Genomic DNA, 20856 nt, shown 5'->3' with positions numbered 1-20856 from the left:
CTGCTGCGCGTTCTGGTGCCTTGCTATTGTTCTGTTGTATGGCTGAGGCGCTAAGCGCTTATGGCCGGGGAAGGGGCCTCCAGCCAGGGACTGGGATTTGTACTATAGCCTGCTCAGGTCATCCATTTTCAAATCTTCAAAACGAAAAATCTCCTGATAGAATAATTAGTCATCAGTACATTAACCAAATTATTTTAACCCAAGTTGTGCGGTAGAGAGCCTTACTGACTTTGTCCCTTTGTCCTCCTGAAAGGATCTTGTGGGCGAGAGCCTAAGGCAATGGCCACTGGCCTGGGGTTAAGTTAGCATAGCCACTTGTTAAGACTTGATGGCAGAAGCAGCTTGTTTCATGGCCCGTGTCTTTGTTCTTTTTGTCTTGATACAAAAAGAACCAAAAAAATCAAGACGATTTTGAACTCGCTGAACGCTCAAACAAAAAATCGTCACTCTTTGCACCTGGCAACTGTATCTGACTCGTAGTTACCAGCCGCACCACATTATTTAGGGCTGCTACCGCACAACTTGGGTTATTTTAATGAAATAACCCCTCCGGAGCATTTGCTGCTGGAGGCGACTAGACTGTATGCACAGCCACAAAAAGACAGGAGCCGCAATGATGCGGCTTCTGCAAAAAATGTTAAAGCAATTATGCTATTCTAGGCGGGCACCATAATTTTCTCTTCCCGATTCCAGTGGCGGTGCATTTTTATGGCTGCTATAAACGAGGTGCTGAAGGCATCGAGAGAGGCGGCGGCGCGCGCTGTAACCACTCCTCTGTCTGCAACAATCTCACCGGAAGCTTCTTCCGCCAAGGCTACCCCTTTTATGCTGGATGCCATCAGGAGTTCCACCCCTTCGCGTGAGGCGCCAACCGTCTTGCAATGCTTAAAGGCTTCGTTGATGAAGTGCAGCACATCGCCCTGCTTTTTCATGGCTTCCACACTGGCCATGCCTCCTGGTATGTACACGGCATCGAACATAATGGAGGCGGTGGTTACATGGCTCTTGTCTACTTCTATCTCCTCGCCGCTGGAGGATTTCAGGGTCTTAAACACCTTCGAAACAATTTTGGCCTGGGCTCCTTCGTTTTTCAGGGCTTGCTTCACGGCCATCACCTCGTCGTGGTTATAACCATCTTCCAGCAGAATGGCTACTTTCCTGGATTTGGCAGTTTCTTTTTTGCCAATTTCCATGCTTAGCGCCGGAGATTCCTTTACGGACTTTCCTTTTTTAATTTTATCAGAAGCTTTGTTTGTCTCGAAGTTGCCCGTGGACTCTGTCTGCAGCTCTGTTTTTACCTCTACGCCCAGCCCCTCGGCTGCCATTTGGGCCAGCTCCGGCGCCACTTTATGGAAATTGGCCACCATGCGCTCCCGCACAGCAATAGATTCTACTTTGCCCAGCTCAAAATGAATGGCCTCCACGATGTGCTTCTTCTCCGGCTCTGTCATGGAGTTCCAGAAAAGGGTGGCCTGGGTAAAATGGTCCTTAAAGCTTTCGCTGCGGGCGCGGATTTTAAGGCCTTCCACTTTTTCCTGGTGGTGCACATAAGCGCCCTCCTCTTCGGAGGCCATTTTAGGATGCCCGCCTCCCAGGGAGTTTGGCCAGTAGTTTACCTTGCCCTTGTTGATGGTTTGGCGCATAAACCCGGCACCCTGGCCATTGTGGACCGGCACCACAGGCCTGTTGATCGGCACCTCAGCAAAGTTTGCGCTATTGAAGCGGTTTATCTGCGTGTCTACATAGGAGAAAAGCCGGCCTTGCAGAAGCGGATCGTTCGTTACGTCGATGCCCGGCACCAGGTTGCCGGGGTGAAAAGCCACCTGCTCGGTTTCAGCAAAGAAGTTGTCGGGGTTGCGGTTCAGAATCATTTTGCCGACTGGCCTGAGCGGCACCAGCTCCTCCGGAATAATTTTGGTGGCGTCCAGCAGGTCGAAGTTAAACTTAAACTCATCTTCTTCCTCCACTATCTGCACGCTCAGCTCAAACTCCGGGTAATCGCCCATCTCTATGGCCTCCCACAAGTCGCGCCTCAGCCAGTCAGCGTCCTTTCCTGCCAGTTTCTGCGCTTCGTCCCACACCAGTGAGTGCGTACCCAGCAGCGGCCGCCAGTGGAACTTCACAAACCGGGCTTTGCCGGCTGCATTAATAAGGCGGAAGGTGTGCACTCCAAACCCTTCCATCATGCGGAAGCTTCGCGGAATAGCCCGGTCAGAGAGGATCCACATAAGCATGTGGGTGGTTTCCGGCATCAGCGAGGCAAAGTCCCAGAAGGTATCGTGGGCGGCAGAGGCCTGCGGCATTTCATTGTCTGGCATGGGCTTAATGGCATGCACCAGGTCCGGGAACTTGATAGAGTCCTGAATAAAGAACACGGGCATGTTGTTGCCGACCAAATCATAATTGCCCTCCTCTGTATAAAACTTGACGGCGAAGCCCCTTGCATCGCGTACGGTGTCTGCCGAGCCTCTGGAGCCCACCACCGTGGAGAAACGAACAAAAAGCGGCGTTTTTACATTCGGGTTGGTTAAGAACCTGGCCTTGGTGTATTCTTTCAGGGAGTCGTCGTAAGGCTGAAAAAACCCGTGGGCGCCTGATCCGCGGGCATGTACCACGCGCTCCGGAATAGACTCATGGTCGAAGTGGGTCATACGCTCCCGGAAAAGGAAATCTTCCATCACAGTTGGCCCGCGGGAGCCTGCTTTCAGAGAGTCGTCTGCATGGTTTACCCGCACCCCCTGATCGGTCGTGAGAAATTGCTCGTTCGGATCTTCTCGGAATTCTTCTAACTGCCTGTTTTTGCTGTTTTCATCTACTTGCCGCGAAGACATTTCGCCCTTGTTCTTTCGTTCATTTTTGCTCATAGTTCTGCTGTGATATAAGGTACTTTATAAAATTTTAGCTTAATTATTGGGTTACCCGGACCCCTTGAAGTACGGCCAAAATCCGGCTTCCGTTCAAAAATTGGAGGTGGTGCAACAGCAGGAGCTGACGTTAATAGTATTATTTTAATAGTAGTGGCAGACACCCGGTTTGCGAAAAATAGCTGAAGCTGCAGAATAGAGTGGGCAAAGTATAGGTAGCGCGCATTTATAAGATTTGGAGCAATAAACAGCTTTTTGCATGTGCTTTAAGTGCAGCAGGTGAAGAGCAAGTCTAAATTGAAATATTCTTATGCCGCACAGATCGGATTTTTCTTCCTGAAAGTAGAGCAACGGGTAGGAGCCAGTAACGCTAAGAACCTTTGCCAAAGCAAAAAGCCGTAGAGCAGCAGAGCCTGAGGAGGGGCATTTTCATTCAAATAATCTGGGTTGGCAGCGACAGGGTCCGGTCCGCTGCCAGTGCTTCGCAAAATCAGATATTTGTAATTATGGCAGATAGAAACTTCAACTTAACCCGTCGGAAATCAAATAGAAATATAAACCTTGACTATGGCGGGGATTTTGATTCTCTTTTTCTGCAATCGAGAATTCCAGGACGTTGAGAGGTCGTTTGTATAATTTCTTTTTGTCGGGCCGCCAGGTCATTCATTTCTGACATATTTCATCAGGTGATCAGTTCACGCCGGCTGAACTGAAACTGCTCCTCTTTCAGATAATAATCGCCACACTTGCGCATGATGGTGAGGTTATCGAGCGAGACCTCCCAATTAAAATTATAGGTGTTCAGAAAGTTAAGAATTGGACCCAGCAATTCAGGAGTCGTGTCGCCGAGTGCCAGCGAAATATGAGGCAGCCACATGTTCGGGTTGTAATATACGCTCATTTCCACGCTCATCTCGGCAATATCGCGGTGCAGGTTGCCATGGAACTGGTTTAGCCGGGAGGTGCGCAATACGGGCACGTATATAACAGGCGCTTCGCCCGGGAAAATGCCAAGTCCGGTGGTGCGTACGCTGAAAGCAGGTGTTACGAGGCATACCTGCTCCAGGTAAACTTTAAGTTCTTCCATATCCGGCACTTCGGCCGTCAGTAGCGTCAGGTGTGGGTATGGAGACATTCTTACACCTTTCAGTCCGAATTTCTTCTCCAGGAGCTCAACCAGTTCTGTCACACGATCAGAGTAAACTTTATCTAGAAGCGATGTGATTGCTATCATGTAGTTTTAAAGGTTTGCGTAATTTTTTTTGACGCGATAGTAAAGGGAAACGACCTCAACAGGCATTAGAAACCCGCCTCTCTTCATAATGTGCTGCTACAGGTAACCGCACCCTGTATTTGCAATAAAATTGTGCGCTGGTGTAAGGAAGAGCTGATCCTGCAACGGCAATTTTAATTATTTTACTTTAAAAATAAAAGCCCGGCTGCCTTTTCAGATTCGCAAAACTTAAGGGCAAAGGGTACGCGGTTTTTCACTTTTTATCATACTTTAAAAAAAACTTCAGTTTCGGTAACGTTAAATTCTGGAACAAAGGTACAGTTAAGAAGCAGGAAACAAGGTAAAAGTGAATTTTCTGGCCTAAAAATGTACTGCGATGCTGTAGATCAGCCCGCTTTTTATCAGTATCTCCCGCTTGCTGTTAAAATATGGCAAGTTCTTTCCAGTTAAAATAGTAAAAATGAAAGGCTGCAGCAACTCGAATGGGGCGAACCCTGAAGGAAGGCACCTAAAGAAAGACTCAGACAAAAAAGACCTTTGTCTTATGGCCTGCATCCTGTGTCTTAAAAAGCCTCCGGAGGCCCTTTTTCATTAGAATAATTGCTCTCTGAGCCAGCAAGGAACGTATTTCGGTTGAGGGGCACTATGTCGCACCCGGGTATTGCCGGAAATATTTTCTTGAAAATTTGAGTACCTTTGCATTTTCATTATTTCCCGAGCAAATGATCTCTATCAATAATCTCAACTTTCATTTTGGAAGCCGCCCGATGTATGAGGATGCCAACCTCCACATCAAACCCAAGGACAAGATCGGCCTGATTGGCTTGAACGGTACCGGGAAATCGACCCTGCTCCGCATCATTGTAGGAGAGTACAAACCCGATGGCGGCAGCATTCAGATGAGCAAAGAAACTACCATAGGTTTCCTGAACCAGGACCTGCTCAGTTACCAGACACACGAAAGCATCCTGTCGGTGGCGATGCAGGCCTTTGAAGAAGCGCTCTCGCTGCAGGCCGAGATAGATCAGGTGCTGGTGGAGTTCGAAAATAATTTCCATGACCAACTGGTAGACCGGCTGGCAAACCTGCAGGAGCGGTTCGAGGCGTTGGGGGGCTATACCATGCAGGCCAGCGCAGAGGCCATTCTGGAAGGGCTCGGCTTTTCTACGGAGGAGCTGCAGCAACCGCTGGCCTCTTTCTCGGGAGGTTGGCGGATGCGTGTGATGCTGGCTAAAATACTGTTGCAACAACCCTCGCTGCTGCTGCTCGATGAGCCTACCAACCACCTCGATCTGCCCTCCATCAAGTGGCTCGAAACATACCTGGAGCGCTACGAAGGGGCTGTGGTAATCGTGTCGCACGACCGTGAGTTCCTGGACCGTACCACCAACACCACGGTGGAGGTATCGAACGCAAAACTGAATGTATATGCCGGCAACTATAGTTTTTATGAGGAGGAAAAGGCTATGCGGAACGAGATACAGAAAGGGGCTTATGAAAACCAGCAGGCGCAGATACGGCAGGCGGAGCGGTTTATCGAGCGCTTTAAAGCCAAAGCTTCCAAAGCCAAGCAGGCCCAGAGCCGCATGAAGCAGCTCGACCGCCTCGACAGGATAGAGGATGTAGCTCCGGAGGCGGCGCGTGTTAACTTCAGCTTTAAATTTGAGATACAGCCTGGGCGGCACATTCTGCGACTGGAGCACATGAGCAAGAGCTACGGCGATAAAGTAATTTTTCGCGACACCCATGTGCATGTGGAGCGAGGCGACAAAATAGCGCTTGTGGGGGCCAACGGAAAAGGTAAATCTACGCTTCTGCGCATTATTGCCGGTACCGAGCCAATAAAAGGCAATCGGGAGCTGGGGCATAATGTTATCATGTCGTTTTACGCGCAGCACCAGCTGGAGTCGCTGCATGTGGAGAACGAAATTTTGCAGGAGCTGCAGCAGGCAGGCTCAAAGAAATCCGAAATGGAGCTGCGTACGCTGCTAGGCTCTTTCCTGTTCACGGGCGAAGCGGTCTTTAAAAAAATAAAAGTCCTGTCGGGCGGGGAGAAGTCACGGGTGGCGCTGGCCAAGACCCTGATCTCGGAGGCCAACTTCCTGATGCTCGACGAGCCTACGAACCACCTGGACATGATGTCGGTTAATATTCTCATTCAGGCGCTGGAGCAGTACGAGGGCACTTTTATCGTGATTTCGCACGACCGGTACTTTGTAGAGCATGTGGCCACCAAGATCTGGTATATTGATGATTACCAGCTTAAAGAGTACCCAGGCACATACCACGAGTACGAGGAGTGGATGGAGCGCCGGGAGAAAGACGTTAAGAAAACAGCCGCCACCGCACCTGCCCCCGCTAAAAAGGAAGAAAAAAAGCAGCGCGACAATGCTGAATTCAATTTGCTGAACAACCAACTGAAACAAGCCAACAAGCAGCTCAGCGAAGTAGAAAAACAGGTTCAGAAACTGGAGACGGAACTGGCGCAATACGAGTCGCAACTGGCAGACCCGGATGTTTATGGGAATGTGAACCTGCTGCAGGAGGCATCGCAGAAATTTGAAGCAGTGCAGAAAGAACTCGAAGCGATGAACAAAAAATGGGAAAAGCTAATGGAAGAGGTCGAGGACCTGGAGGCAAAGCTCACCTGACCAAAGTTTCCTGCAATTTTGAAAATCCCCTGGCAACTTGTTTTCCAGGGGATTTTTTTGAGGCAGGTTGTTATACTCCTATTGCTTCATTTGTTGCCCTTATCCCCGGGACTTCTTCCCGACAGATCCTTCTTAACAGGAACCAGACCAAAGGCTGCCTTACCCAAAGTGCGCAGTCAGGGGGCACCGCACGGAAGCTTATGCACCGAATCCAGATGATAATGGTATGATGAAACAGCTGACCGCCGAGAAGTACCGGCTACTAATTGGTTTTTCTATCGTTTGTGTCCGGATAAACTTTACAGATTATCCTGATCAGGATATATAATGCCATAAATAAATAAAATAGGACAAAAATCAGGCGGTGATATGGTAAATACTAGCACAGAGGAGCGAGGTTCAGGCGATGGGGCTTTCGTGCAGGCAATCCTAATAGCAATTAAAATACCGCCTGCTATTATTGCATATTTCACTATTACGGGTTTATATAATACTAAAAAGATTCGGGTATCCCGCTTTGTCAGGTGCTATTATCACACCAGGACAAAGAGATAACGTACACAAAACATATTTATAAAAAAACATAATAGTCTGATTTACAACAGTATAAGGCATGTATGGCAGTAGCATTAATAGCTTCCGAAAAATATAAGTAAACAAAAATATTCATAAAAGCTTAACATTAGCTGTAAAGCGTCGTTTAAAATTGTGTTACAGCAATTATAAAATATGAAAGATTCTACCATACAAAACGACACCTCTATCTTGAAAAGAATGGCATTAAATGAAGATACCGTGGCTGTAAATGAGCCGGGCCTTCAGCAAAAGACTTCTGCCGGCATTTCCATTAACACCTCAACCATTGTAAAGACGCTTGCTGTTATAACGGCTATTCTGGTTCTGTTCAGCATCATCGGCTCTTTTTTGCTCTACAAAGGGGGGTATGACTCAGCCTATGGTTTTGTGCCAAACTTTAACCTGGATACAGAAGGCAATATACCGTCTTACTTCTCGGCTCTGATTTTACTTTTTGCCGGCTTTTTGTTCCGTATCGTGGCTTTGCATAAGCAAAAAGTAAAGGACGCCTTTGCCCGCCACTGGACCATATTAGGTTATCTGTTTATGTACCTTTCTTTTGATGAGGCCACCGGCACGCACGAACGCATGATCAACCCGCTTCGGGACGCTTTTGAGTTTACCGGAATTTTATATTTTTCGTGGGTTATTGTAGGAATGCTTTTCGTGGCGGGGTTTGGAATCTACTTTCTGAAGTTTTTCCTGGGCCTACCTGCCAGGTTTAAAGTTAGATTTGCAACAGCCGCCGCCTTGTATGTAGGAGGCGCCCTGGGAGTAGAGCTGCTGGGAGGCGCCTATTCCAGTGCCTATGGTGAAGAAAATATTACCTACTCCTTTATCACCACTGTGGAGGAAGGCCTGGAGATGACCGGCATCCTGGTGCTAATCTGGACGCTGTTTAAGTATATCAAAGCCTATACCAACTCCACCGCCCTTTCTTTCAGGTAGCAGTCCCGTGTTTCATATAGTATGAACAGTGGGTTGTTGATGAGCAGAAGCAGAAAGCTCCGGAGGGGCGTTTTCATTAGAATAATTGCTTTACAACCCGACAAAAAATGTTTATGTAGCACATGGCCATAACAAGAGATTTGGGAAAGCTTCCCGGCAGGTAACAACCACATTTTCTGTTACCTGCCGGGAAGTTTGATTATACCTAACCTGCCAAATGGCAGCATAGCTGCAACCAGACTGTAAAAATATGATAGCCACCAGGATGATTGGCACAGCTAAAGTCCTGCCTGTTTCAGATACAGGGGCAGTTCCTTATCTGATAGAACTATAGCAATATTCCTGCGTAAGGTTTAGGAACTAAAAAGTGAAAATTTGTACCCCACAACACCCCATATGGATACACGCCTTCTTGAAAAGATCGGAGAATCCAGTCCCAAGGTTTTCTTTTTGTATAACCTGACACAGGCTCATTTTGAATATCTGAACAAGGCTATAGAAAAGATCTGGAATGGAACCCTGGACGGTTTTCTGCATAAGCCTGATCTGCTTTTGGAATTGGTCCATCCTGACGATTTTCCTTTGCTATCCACGAATTTTGATCTTCTGCTGCAGGGCCAGACCTGTAGCCTGGATTTCCGGCTTCATTTTCCGGGTTCGTTCGATAAAATAATTCATATAGAAGCTTACCCGATTACAGATGAGCAGGATAAAGTTGTTTCTGTGGCTGGCATAGTAGAAGATATTACCCCGCGGGAGCAGTACCTGGCCTACCTGGTGGAGTTTACCAGAAAGAAAAATACCGCTTTAGAGATTGTTGCCCATGACCTTCGTGGCCCCTTAGCCATAGTGCAGAGCATAGCCGACTCCCTCGAAAAAGATCATCAGCAGCACGTTTATGATGAGATATCGAACTATACCCGCTTTATAAAACAGGCCTGTGAAGCTTGTGTTAACCTCATATCAGACATTCTGAGCGAAGAGCACTTAAAGTCGAATACAGTGAATGTTAACCTGGAGCGGCTGGATATGGTTGAAAAAGTAAGAAATGTAGTAGAAACTTATGCCTCGAGCAACAGCATTAGCCAGGCCTTCGAGATTAGGGGACCGTCAAAAGCATTTGCCATGGCAGATATCGTGAAGATGGACCAGATCATGAATAATCTGATAGCCAACTCCATCAAATTCACCAGGCCTGACGGTAAAATCACCATTACAATTCAGGACGAGCCTACGCAGTTGCTCATCGTACATGCTGATAATGGGATTGGAATACCCCCGGAAGATCAGCCTTACCTCTTCGAGCGGTTTACCAAAGCCGCCAGAGCAGGTTTGTCCGGCGAGAAGTCGGTAGGTATTGGCCTGTCCATTGTGAAAGACCTGGTAGAAATTCAGGGAGGCAGAATCTGGTTTGAGAGCAAAGAAAATGAAGGCACAACTTTCTATATCTCATTATCTAAATAGGCATAAGCGAAAAATAGTATTGTCTGGCAATGCCATAAAACAGAGACCTTTCATGCTTATTCCAGGTTTATGTTAGTTATAATAAATTAGATATTGTACCATAGGTTATAATATTTAACTTTTATTATATTTACAGATAAAGGCATCCGGCCTGGCAGCCATGGGTGCCTGTTGGAGTGGGGGCCAAAAGCACCTGCTGTCCCCGTGCGGGTATAGCAGGTTCCACAGTTGGTCCTTAGCTGGCCGCTCAGTAATTAAAAAGAAAACGATAATATAGAAACAGTTTACAGTTGTCCGGTTTGAGTAAGCGTGAGCCTGAGGTTGGCATGTTGCTACCCTTGCTCTGAAAATATTCTGGCCTGAAAAAGTAGGGGGCCAGTGCCTATAAAAGGCAAAAAGAGGCGCAAAAACATACTTTAGATCAGGCTCTCAATCCGGTACAGATCCTGTAACTAATCTGAAAATAAAAATCACTTATGACGAACTACGATAGATGGTATCATCCATACGACACAGATGAAAAATATGGTAAGCGGGTAGCTTATTTCAGCATGGAATTCGGGATTCACCAGGCCCTTAAAACCTACTCAGGCGGCCTTGGTTTTCTGGCAGGCTCACACATGCGTAGTGCTTATGATCTGCGTCAGAACATGATCGGGATTGGAATTTTATGGAAGTTCGGCTACTACGACCAGATGCGGAACGAGGACCAGACCATGCGGGTCGTTTTTCAGAAAAAGTTCTACTCCTTTCTGGAAGACTCAGGCATTACCGTAAAAGTAGTGGTAAACGGGCACCCGGTTTTTGTGAAAGCCATGGTGCTGAAGCCGGAGACCTTCGGAACAGTGCCCATGTACTTCCTGACCACCGACATTCCCGAAAACGATTACCTGGCCCGCACCATTACCCATAAGCTATATGATGTAGAAACCAACGCCAGAATTTCTCAGAGTATTGTGTTGGGCATAGGTGGTGCCAAGGTGGTAGATGCCCTTGGCGGCACAGATATCTACCATATGAATGAGGGCCATGCCTTGCCGCTGGCGTTTCACCTGCTCGAGAAATTTGAAGGCGATGTAAAGGAGCTTCAGAAACGCATGGTGTTTACCACGCATACACCAGAGAAAGCAGGTAATGAGGAGCATGATATTCAGTTGCTGAACAGAATGAGCTTTTTCGGCAATATCCCCTTAGAGGAGGCCCGGGAAATTACTGGTATGCATGGCCATATGTTTAACCATACGCTGGCAGCCCTCCGGCTCTCTAAAATAGCAAATGGCGTATCGCAGCTGCACGGAAAAGTGGCGCAGCACATGTGGTACGAAAACGAGGGCATCTGTGACATAAAAGCTATTACCAACGCGCAGAACGTGCCTTTCTGGATGGATAGCGTGATGATGCATGCCTGCAAAAATGACAACGACGAGTTGCTGGCTTTGCGCAAGCGCCAGATGAAAATGACGCTCTTTGAAGTGGTGGCCGACCAGACAGGCAAGTTGTTCGACCCTAACGTGCTGACCATTGTGTGGGCCAGGAGATTTGCCGCCTATAAAAGAGCGGACCTGCTCATGCGCGACATGAACCGGTTTTTTGACCTGCTTAGCAGGCAAAACGAACCGATACAGGTAATCTGGGCAGGCAAGCCCTATCCCTATGATTATGGAGCCGTGGAGGTTTTTAACAAACTGGTTAACTTCTCTTACAAGCGCAACAATATGGCAGTGCTCACCGGCTACGAGATAGAACTTTCCAGAAAGCTTAAGCAGGGGTCCGATGTCTGGCTGAACACGCCACGGCGGCCACGCGAAGCCTCTGGCACCAGTGGCATGACAGCTGCCATGAACGGCTCCATTAATTTCTCGGTGCAGGACGGCTGGATCCCTGAATTCGGGGTGCATGGCGAGAACAGTTTCCTGCTTCCTATTGTAGATACTTCGCTGCCCGACGCACTGCAGGACGATGCTGATTACCTGAACATGATGACTGTGCTGGAAGAGGAGATTATTCCGACCTATTACCGCAACAAGCAGAAGTGGCTCAGCATTGTGAAGAAAAGCATGAACGATGTGGTGCCCATGTTCGATGCCAACCGTATGGCACACGAATATTACACGCTCTTGTATAAATAAGACAACACCAGCATTGTCAGGTTGGCAGGACTGCTTTCGACAGGAGGGCGGCCCTGCCAGCTTTTTTCAGTTTGTACCCCTCTATATTCCATTAAGGCAGCGACAAAAATCCCGGAAGTCTGGGTTCCTGTTTTTCAGTTTCTGTCGAAGGCTTCCTAAGTCCTGCATCTCCTGAAAAGCCGTAGCTGTCTTCAGACAACTTTATTTGTTGAAGCAAAGTATGAAAATACACCGCCAGCGTCTTATATAGGCAGGGAGGTTTATTATTTCACCCTGTCCGTCAGGCTAAGCAGAACGCTTTCCTACTGTTATTCCAGAAAAGCTGCACCGCTGGCCCTTGTTTGGTATTATCACCAACTAGGGCAGCGGCTTCTCAATATGCAAAAGCATCAGAAGCGTCTGAAGGCCCTTCTCCTTCTTAGCCTGATGGCAATGATGTTTTTATACATATTTTTAGTACTCTGAAACCCTCATTATTAGCACTTTATTCATAAACAAAAAATAAACTATGGCAAAGACAAAATGGAAAGTGGACCCGGGCCACTCAGAGATCCAGTTCAAAGTAAAACACCTGATGATAACGACTGTAACCGGTTACTTCGGCCAGTTCGACATTGAAGTGGAAACAGAAGATGAAGATTTTGAGAGAGCTTCGCACATTGTTTTCACGGCTGATGTAGATTCCATCAGCACCAATAACGAGCAGCGCGACACGCACCTGAAATCAGCTGATTTTTTTGCTGCCGAGGAGCATAGCCAGGTCAGGTTTGAAGGTAAGAATTATGAGACCACCGGAGATGGCAAGGCTAAGCTACACGGAGACCTTACTATAAGAGGCAACACCAAACCCCTAACGGTAGACGTAGAGTATGCCGGCATCGTGGTAGATCCCTATGGCCAGACAAAGGCTGGCTTTACGGTGACAGGCAAAATCAGCCGTAAGGAATTTGGCCTTACCTGGAATGCCGTAACCGAGGCCGGAAGTGTCGTAGTGAGTGACGATATCCGCCTGCTCTGCGAAGTTCAGCTGGTAAAACAATCCTAACAAATTATTCAAAAGGCCCCGGACTGCAAAAACAGCCGGGGCTTTTATTTGCCTGTCTGCTCCGTACAGGGTGCAGCAGCAATCTAACCGGCCGGAGGGGCTTTTTCATTAGAATAATTTGATTTTTATTGCCGGGCATCGTCAAATTTCATGGTAAGGTGGAGCTGCGGCAGGCTCAGGTAATTTCAAGTTCCGCATCACCACCAATAGGGTAGCCTGTGCAGGTCAGGATAAGGCCCGCATCCAGCTCTTTCTCCGTCAGCACCTCGTTATAAGACATCCAGACCTTGCCGCTCCTGCACCTGGCCACGCAGTTGCCGCAGCGGCCGGTTTCGCAGCTGTAGGGGACTTTTAGCCCCGCTTTTCTGGCTACTTTCAAAATGCTGTCGGGGTACTGCACCCGCAGGAGATAAGGTTCATTTCTATACCATAGCTTTACCGTATGCGCTGCCATATCGGGTGGACGAACGGGTGGGGGAGGCGATTTATCGATGTTAAAGCTTTCTTTCCGGATGTTGCTGAGCGGGACCTTTGCCTGCCGCAATGTGTACTGGCACATGCGCATATAGTTGAGCGGACCGCACACGTAGAACAGAGTTTGCGTGAGCGGGGCAGCGGCGTACTGCTGCAGGAACAGGTGCAGCAACTCCCGGTGGAGCCTGGCCCTAAGGAGGTTCTCTGAATTGCTGTAGAGCAGCTCCAGTTGCAGACGCTCCCGGTACTGCTCTTTTAGCTGCAGCAGGTAATCGCGGAAAGCCGTTTTCTGAGCACTGCTGTTGCTGTAGATCAGCACCACCTGCACCGCAGGGTGCGCGGCCAGAACCGTTTTCAGGATAGACAGAACAGGTGTGATGCCACTTCCTGCCGCCAGAAGGAACACTTGCTTAAAAGGGGTCATATCGTCGGGCAGGGTAAAGAAGCCGGCAGCCCCCGTGGTCAGGACCACATCTCCGGGCCTGGCATGATCTACCAGCTGACGGGAGAAATAGCCATTTTCTATCCTTTTTACACCTATGGCCAGTGGCTCCTGCAGCGCCGGGCTCGAGATGATGGAATAAGACCTTCTTACTTCCTCTCCCTGAAAGCGGTGCACAAAGGTAAGATACTGCCCTGCCTTGTACCGAAGCTTACTCTCCTGATCGAATTCGAAAGTCTTAAAATCTTTTATTTCTTCTGTAATGGCAGCAATCCGAAGCGGCATGTATCCGGATTCAGTGTTGTCAGTAAAGGCAGCCATGCTGATATAGCTTTATTGGTAAAAACTTGTTGAGGTCTTCTGGTTATAGGGTTTTTCAGGCAAAAGGTTTTCGGGCTGCTCCTGTTCCACACCCGGCGCACAGGTTAAGCGAGTAGCGAAGAAAAATATCCAGCCCCTGCTCCTGCAGTTAAAGGGGGCTGGAGAGTCAAAAAAAAAAGGCGCCCGTTTTGCAGGCGCCTGTATGTAAGCTCTATTTACTTTTTATCCAGACTCGCCTGGTGAGAGGCCACAATCTCTTTCAGGAAGTTGAAGAAAGGATCGGCGAACTCCTGGCGCTTCAGGGCAAACTCCACGGTTGTTTTCAGGAAGTCGAGCTTGTTGCCGATATCGTAGCGCGTGCCCTCAAAGGTGTGGGAGTAGATCTTTTCGCGCTTAAGCAGGTTCTCGAGCGCATCGGTCAGCTGGATCTCGTTATTCTTGCCTTTGGGCGTTTCCTCTATGGCCCTGAAAATTTCAGGCGTCAGGATATACCGCCCGGCAATGGCCAGGTTAGAGGGAGCCTTGTCAACGGCCGGTTTTTCCACGAACTGGTTAAGCTGCAGAATGGAGTCGCTTATGCGTTTGCCTCCTACAATGCCATAGCGGTCTACTTTGTCGGCAGGCACGGTTTCTACGGCAATAATAGAGGCATGATACTGGGCATACATATCCATGAGCTGCTGCGTTACCGGTATCACCGAGTCTACGATCGTATCGCCGAGAAGCACGGCAAAAGGCTCATCGCCGGTATGCTGGCGCGCGTAAGATATGGCATCACCCAGGCCAATAATCTCTTTCTGGCGGATGAAATAGATGTTGGCCATATCCGATAGCTTGCGCATTTCCTTATAGAGTTCCTCATCTTTTTGTTGCAGGCGCTCCTCCAGCTCAAAATTGCGGTCGAAATGGTCTTCAATGGCTCTTTTACCTTTCCCCGAAATAATCAGGATGTCTTCGATACCGGAATTTACGGCCTCTTGCACCACATACTGTATGGTGGGGGCATCGATAATGGGCAACATCTCTTTGGGTTGTGCCTTGGTGGCAGGCAGAAAGCGGGTACCAAGACCAGCGGCAGGTATTACGGCTTTTTTTATCATTTCGATCTGGGATAACTAAATTAATATTGTATTAAATACGGCCCGACAAAGCAGGCTCTCTATAAGTCAGGAAATCAAAAACAGGCACGTGGCTCTTAGAATATACCGCAAAGGATAATTTAGGTTTAAGCGATTTACTGTCAGGAGCAACAAGGCTCGAAACACTGAGGAGCAAAGCTTTCGCATCCTTAAATTATTGGAATGATTCAGGCCCTCCGCAGCAAAACAAGGTGCTGCTGCTGTCCCGGAAATGGCAGCTCTGACAACTAAACAATGGTAGGCCTTATAACCCGCGCGTTTATTTTTTTAAAGGCCGTGACCAGGTTGTTGAGCATTTCGTTGCCATAGTAAATTCCAATAATGGAGCCCCCTGAGCCGGTAAATTTAGCGGAGGCACCCAGCGCCCGGGCCGTTTTTACGAGCTCCTTGTTGCTGTCGCTGATGTTCATGATTTTGCAGCGCAGGTCAAAATTTTCGTCCATGAGCTCGTGCAGCAGCTTTCGGTCGCCATTTTGCAAGGCGGTTTTACCTTGCTCTGCCAGGTCGGCGATAGAGGCCAGGGTATTGATCACAAACTCCTCACCCTTGTCGTAGCGGCTGCGCACGTTGTTGAGCACCGTGCCCGAGACCTTGCCCAGTTCAGTTTTGTAGGCGATAAAGAGGTTCGGCAGCAGGGCAGGGTCTATCTCTTCATAAATTCCGTGGCCACTTTGCTGCATGTGCTCCTTTTCAAAGTCCATGTACACAACGCCTTCATACACCTGAATCACGCGATCCTGCAATCCTGCCGTAATGCCTAACTCCTCGGCCTCCACTGAGAGCGCCAGACTAGGGAAAATGACCTTGGGGATATCCACTTTATAAAATTCTGACAAGGCCTTGAGCGTAGCTATAATAATGGCGCTGGATCCTGACAAGCCAACCTGCCGTGGTATGGAGGCGCTGTAGCGGGTCGTAAAGTTTCGGTTTGGCAGCGTTATGCCTTGTTTCGTGCAGAATTCGCAGAATTTTTTGATGGCGGCTTTTACCAGAGGAACTCCTCCGTGGTAACCTGTCAGTACGATCTGGTCGTGGAGCTCATAGATGTTCTTAAACTGGTTTATATCCTGCGTTTGTGGCTCAATTACAAGTTCCGGCGATTCGTAGAGCAGAATGTGGGCGCCAAAGTTTTTAACGATAAGCGAAATAGTTTTCCCGAAATAACCATCCGAGGGATTTCCAAGGATAGCAGCTCGGGCATAGGCACGGGATTCTATAATCATTAGCGTTTGTTTTTCTAGGCTAAAGATGGGGGAGTTCGGATTTAAAAAAAAATTTTGACCGCTAAAAATAATAAAAAGGTCCTTTTGCAGGAAACCGGCGTTACAGGTAGTGCTTCGCCAAATTAAAGATTATAGATGATGGCCGCTATGCTTTCTGGCTGCTTTATAAGCACTAATCATTTCCAAAAATCAAATTGGAGGAGTAATAGGACCTGCACCAGACTCCAAAATCTTAAAACGCCACCGGGCATCCAGCCAAAATCCAGAAAATAACAGCCGGATACAAAACGTAGATAGTTAGCAACTGCCTGTAAAGAAGAGACCCGACAGGCGCCGGAAAACCGACACATTACGACAAAAATTAAAACTAACGCTTAAAATAAATTATTAGTCTCCTGATAATCAGGGGCACTGCCTTAAATCTTTTATTTATCTTTATAACCCCTGTTTTAGAAAGGGATTTATTTCGAAAAAAGCTTATTTTTGCACAGGCTGGCCAAATTATGAGGGGGCTAGTTTTAAAAAGATAGGTTTTAGGAAAATTAGTGCAACCGCGTAGAGCCTAGAGTTGATTTTCCGGGGGAGCAGATGAACCGGGTTGGAGGAATGCCAGAAGCTTTAAAGGCTGAGCGAATGTTCGCTATTTAATTGTACTGGTCAGGTCAACTTAGCAGAATTGTCGTAAAAACAGCTTGTTTTTTATCAAATCTGATAAATATATGGTGTTTTTACTATTATTTACGTTATAACATTGCAAAGTTTTTTTAATTTTGAATCACTATATAGGGCTCTGCATAAAAGAACAGACGCTTGTTAATGGTTTTTGGAAAAATAAGTGCAACCGGAAAAAGTACATATTAACGATCTCATATATAACAACGATCTCAAATGTCTAAGAAATTTAAGAAAAGTAAGCGGGACGTAATTCTGGAAGAAGCTGCCAAGTTGTTCAAGGAAAGAGGTTACGGAGGCACATCCATGCGAGATTTAGCCGAAAAGGTGGGCATGGAAGCACCCAGCATGTACAACCACATCCGCTCTAAGGATGAGATCCTGGAAATTATCTGCTTTCATATCGCCAACTCGTATGTGTCGCAACTAACGCGCATTGAGTCCAGCGACGATTCCTTCACCGATAAGCTGAAGGCGCTGATCAAACTTCACATCAAAATGATGATTGAAGACGGTGCTGCCGTGTCTGTAGCGAACAACGACTGGAAGTTCCTGCCAGATGATAAACTGAAGGAGTTCAAAGAGATCAGAAGAGGATATGAAAAGCGTTTTGCGGCCATTCTGGAGCAGGGTGTAGCGGCAGGCGAGTTTCATAACGTAAATATCTCCGTATCGCTGTTCACCATTTTGTCGGCTGTGCGATGGGTGGAGCTGTGGTACCGTCCTAACCGTGGCGTATCGGCCAAGGCGCTGGAAGAAACCATTATCACCATCCTCCTGAACGGGTTGTCCAAACAGGATGAAACTCCGGCTGCTTAAAAAGCGGAAATCTTTTTTTGTAGCTCTGGCTACGGTGCATCTGGCGGGTAGCGGCTCTGGGAAGGGCTGTTTACCTTTCTACCTCCTTCAGGATACGGCTCAGGTCGGTGAGAATACTGCCCATATCGCGTAGCACCATCAGCGACCTTACTTCCCTCAGATCGGCAAGGCAGCTGGTTTGAAGGGCCATGGCCGACTTGATGCTACTGCCCAGATGTTCAGCCAACTCCACAGATGGCGCTGCCACTATTTTCCCGAAGATAGGAATACAGGCTGCAGTCGCCTCCATGGCCGCAGCTACTCCCTCCACCTGCGGAAATTCTTCCCTGATCGGTCCTACAGACTTTATGTCGGCCAGGCCTCTGCGGATGCCTCTGAGTTGGACGGTAATATGCTCCAGGTGCCGGATACCAATGGCCAGGCGGCCCAGACTCGTTCGCTTATGCACCAGGAATGGGTTGTATTTCAGGCTTTGCTCAGCCAGCCGCAGTGTCTGTATGCATTTTTCTGTCTGCACTACCAGGTCGTCCACCGCCCGTTTGCCGTAGTGCGAGCTTTTAACCTCCTCTTTCAGAATCCGGGCCAGCCAAGTCAGGGTGGCCGCCGATTTTTCGCTTAGCCTCAGGATGGCCTGCTCCACATCGGGTATGGCATTGCGCGGTACAATCAGGGCATTAATGGCAATGGCGACTACCGACCCCACCACCGTTTCCGTAATCCGGCCGGTGGCGTAGCCATGGCTGTGGCCAAAGGCAAGCACCAGCAGCGAACTCACGCCCACCTGCGAAACAATCTGGGGGTTCATCCGCAGGGCGTTTGCCAGCGTCATGCCAACAAGAATCACAAAAAAGATGGAGTAGGTATTTATGTTGAACCAGTGCCCGATGAGCATACTCAGCATCACGCCCATTATAATGCCTACCAAACGGTGCGAAGCTTTCTCCAGCGAGTCTACCACCGTCACCTGTACTGTTAGCACAGCTGCCAGCGGGGCGAAAAACGGGTACTCATCCTGTAGAAGGGTGGTGGCCAGGAACCAGGAAATGGCTGCCGCCAAGGCAGTTTTCAAAATTTGTGAGGTTAATCCTACCTTTTTGACTATGTCAGCTCCTTTAATCATGCTTTTGCTTACTGGTTTATGAGGCAAAGAGTGAGATGGCTTCATTTAGTGGCAGAGATAAGGTGCCGGTACGGCCACTCCGAATTATTCTAATAAAACAGCCCCTCCACAGGTTTGACCGCATGTGCCCTGAGCCATAGACCTTTCTTTAAAAGCGAGGAGGCGCTTGTCTGTGGTTTTTTCCTGAAATCCCTCTTCAAATTTCCTCAACTTCAAAAATAATCAGCAGCACACCAGCACCTTAATCTACCGGCTCCAGAACCAAATTATGCTAATGAATTTGGCCCTCCACAGGTTTTCGGCTGCTCTTCCAAAAGACACAGGAGGCTGGCGTTTACGTTTTCCTGTATCCATGAACCTGGCCGTTGAGAGGCAGAAACCGGTGAGTTGACTGTAGGTTTCGCGTGTGCTGGTTAAGCCTGTCCGAATTTTCTCACCTCATGGCCTTCCGGTTTGAAATCAGCAGCGCATCAAGTTCAAAAAAAGTACTCTTAAAAGCAGCCTAGCCGGGAGCTGTTCCCCGGCTTGCTCCGCACAAAGGTAAGAAAGAGTTTTGACCATAAAAGTGAGAAAACTCACCTATTTAGGTGATCGGTAGAGACGTTTTAATGGTAGGGTTGAAGTATTTTATGCGGAGCAGATGCTGCGTTTGCGGAACAGAAAAATAACAGCAAAGAAGAAGCCCCGTAATAATGTTAGGGAAGTTTTATTTTCAAACAGCCTAAGGTAATGTAGCTGCTCAGGGAAGAGTTCGTGCCTAAAGCCTGAGCAGGGCAGGCGATTGTGTTTGGCTGCCTGCAAACCTTACTTTCACTAATTTTTAACTCAATTATATATGGAAACGATAGCCGGTAAAAATGCACTTATTACAGGTGCCGGAAAGGGGATAGGTAAGGCGATGGCTTTTGCCCTGGCAAGAGAGGGAGTAAACATTGGCCTGCTCGCCCGCACCGAAAGTCAGATAAAGGAGGTGGCGGCCCAACTCGAGGAAATGGGCGTGGAAACCAGCGTGGTGAAAGCCGATGTGGCCGACCTGGCTGCCGTAGATGCCGCCGTGGAGCAGGTGCAACTGGAGCTCGGGCCTATCGACATATTGATCAACAATGCCGGCATGGCCTCCTTCGGAAAGTTTCTGGAGCTGGGGCCGCATGAATGGGAAAAGATAATACGGGTAAACCTGATGGGCGTGTACTACGTGACAAGGGCCGTGCTGCCCAGCATGATCGAACGGAAAACGGGCGACATCATCAACATTTCGTCTACTGCCGGCCTTAGGGGCACAGCGCTTACAAGTGCCTACAGTGCCTCTAAATTCGGGGTGATGGGCCTGACGGAATCGCTGATGCAGGAAGTCCGCAAACACAATATCCGCGTAAGCGCCTGGACGCCGAGCACCGTAGCCACAGAACTCGCCTACGAAAACAAACTGACTGACGGCAACCCTGATAAAGTGATGCAACCCGAGGACCTGGCAGAGCTCCTGGTCGCCCAGCTAAAACTCAACAGGCGCATCCTGATCAAAGACGCCAGCCTCTGGTCGACAAATCCGTAGCAGGGCAGAGGGCAGGATAAATTATTTAAATAAAAAAGGCCCTCCGAGAGCCTTTTTTATCTGCTGCTGCTGCTGCTGTGCCAGGTAAGCAGGCAAGTACTTCACCAATAAATTTTATAAAGATTAAAGGTATTTATAGTTGCCATAAAGCCTGGCTGCCATCATTTATTATTTTGCCAAGCA

13 protein-coding genes are annotated in these 20856 nt (G+C 48.2%); 7 read left to right on the top strand and 6 right to left on the bottom strand.

All coding sequences use genetic code 11. From position 1 onward, the window contains the following. Window positions 1-656: 656 nt before the first annotated feature. Both FJM74_RS01785 and FJM74_RS01780 read right to left on the bottom strand, forming a co-directional pair. Window positions 657-2864: a catalase gene (locus FJM74_RS01785; protein WP_206683987.1), complete on the bottom strand. Its 2208-nt coding sequence runs from the start codon at window positions 2862-2864 to the stop codon at window positions 657-659. Window positions 2865-3546: 682 nt separating this feature from the next. Beyond that, complete coding sequence (locus FJM74_RS01780) at window positions 3547-4098, bottom strand: 2'-5' RNA ligase family protein (protein WP_187260833.1); 552 nt, start codon at window positions 4096-4098, stop codon at window positions 3547-3549. Between the two features lie 722 nt (window positions 4099-4820). On the opposite strand from FJM74_RS01780, the gene abc-f reads away from it, so the two are divergent. The 5 genes from abc-f (at window position 4821) to FJM74_RS01755 (ending at window position 12911) form a co-directional block, all read left to right on the top strand. Further along, window positions 4821-6749 (top strand): ribosomal protection-like ABC-F family protein, encoded by a 1929-nt coding sequence (gene abc-f / locus FJM74_RS01775; protein WP_187260832.1) that lies wholly within the window; start codon window positions 4821-4823, stop codon window positions 6747-6749. 729 nt (window positions 6750-7478) lie between these two features. Next, window positions 7479-8273, top strand: coding sequence for a hypothetical protein (locus FJM74_RS01770; RefSeq protein ID WP_187260831.1), 795 nt, complete (start codon window positions 7479-7481; stop codon window positions 8271-8273). 396 nt (window positions 8274-8669) lie between these two features. Beyond that, window positions 8670-9737 (top strand): PAS domain-containing sensor histidine kinase, encoded by a 1068-nt coding sequence (locus FJM74_RS01765; RefSeq protein WP_187260830.1) that lies wholly within the window; start codon window positions 8670-8672, stop codon window positions 9735-9737. A gap of 476 nt (window positions 9738-10213) precedes the next feature. Next, window positions 10214-11866: an alpha-glucan family phosphorylase gene (gene glgP / locus FJM74_RS01760; RefSeq protein WP_187260829.1), complete on the top strand. Its 1653-nt coding sequence runs from the start codon at window positions 10214-10216 to the stop codon at window positions 11864-11866. Between the two features lie 508 nt (window positions 11867-12374). Further along, window positions 12375-12911 (top strand): YceI family protein, encoded by a 537-nt coding sequence (locus FJM74_RS01755; protein WP_187260828.1) that lies wholly within the window; start codon window positions 12375-12377, stop codon window positions 12909-12911. 175 nt (window positions 12912-13086) lie between these two features. Here FJM74_RS01755 and FJM74_RS01750 read toward each other — a convergent pair whose 3' ends face one another. The 3 genes from FJM74_RS01750 to FJM74_RS01740 form a co-directional block, all read right to left on the bottom strand. After that, window positions 13087-14148: a ferredoxin--NADP reductase gene (locus FJM74_RS01750; protein ID WP_187260827.1), complete on the bottom strand. Its 1062-nt coding sequence runs from the start codon at window positions 14146-14148 to the stop codon at window positions 13087-13089. Between the two features lie 215 nt (window positions 14149-14363). Next, entirely contained in the window at window positions 14364-15248 is an 885-nt protein-coding gene (galU, locus tag FJM74_RS01745; protein WP_187260826.1) for a UTP--glucose-1-phosphate uridylyltransferase GalU, read from the bottom strand. Between the two features lie 266 nt (window positions 15249-15514). Further along, a complete protein-coding gene (locus FJM74_RS01740) occupies window positions 15515-16510 on the bottom strand; it encodes a mevalonate kinase family protein (RefSeq protein ID WP_187260825.1) in 996 nt (331 codons plus the stop codon). Between the two features lie 888 nt (window positions 16511-17398). On the opposite strand from FJM74_RS01740, the gene FJM74_RS01735 reads away from it, so the two are divergent. Further along, window positions 17399-18001, top strand: coding sequence for a TetR/AcrR family transcriptional regulator (locus FJM74_RS01735; RefSeq protein ID WP_187260824.1), 603 nt, complete (start codon window positions 17399-17401; stop codon window positions 17999-18001). A gap of 70 nt (window positions 18002-18071) precedes the next feature. Here the strand turns inward: FJM74_RS01735 and FJM74_RS01730 are convergent, their stop codons facing one another. Continuing rightward, on the bottom strand, window positions 18072-19070 hold the full coding sequence (locus FJM74_RS01730; protein WP_187260823.1) for an FUSC family protein: 999 nt from the start codon (window positions 19068-19070) through the stop codon (window positions 18072-18074). Between the two features lie 886 nt (window positions 19071-19956). On the opposite strand from FJM74_RS01730, the gene FJM74_RS01725 reads away from it, so the two are divergent. Continuing rightward, a complete protein-coding gene (locus FJM74_RS01725) occupies window positions 19957-20673 on the top strand; it encodes a 3-ketoacyl-ACP reductase (RefSeq protein WP_187260822.1) in 717 nt (238 codons plus the stop codon). Window positions 20674-20856: the final 183 nt, after the last annotated feature.

It is taken from the genome of Pontibacter beigongshangensis (genome assembly GCF_014332515.1).
In the GTDB taxonomy this organism is placed as follows: Bacteria; Bacteroidota; Bacteroidia; order Cytophagales; family Hymenobacteraceae; genus Pontibacter; species Pontibacter beigongshangensis.
This window is presented reverse-complemented; position numbering and strand designations above follow the sequence as displayed.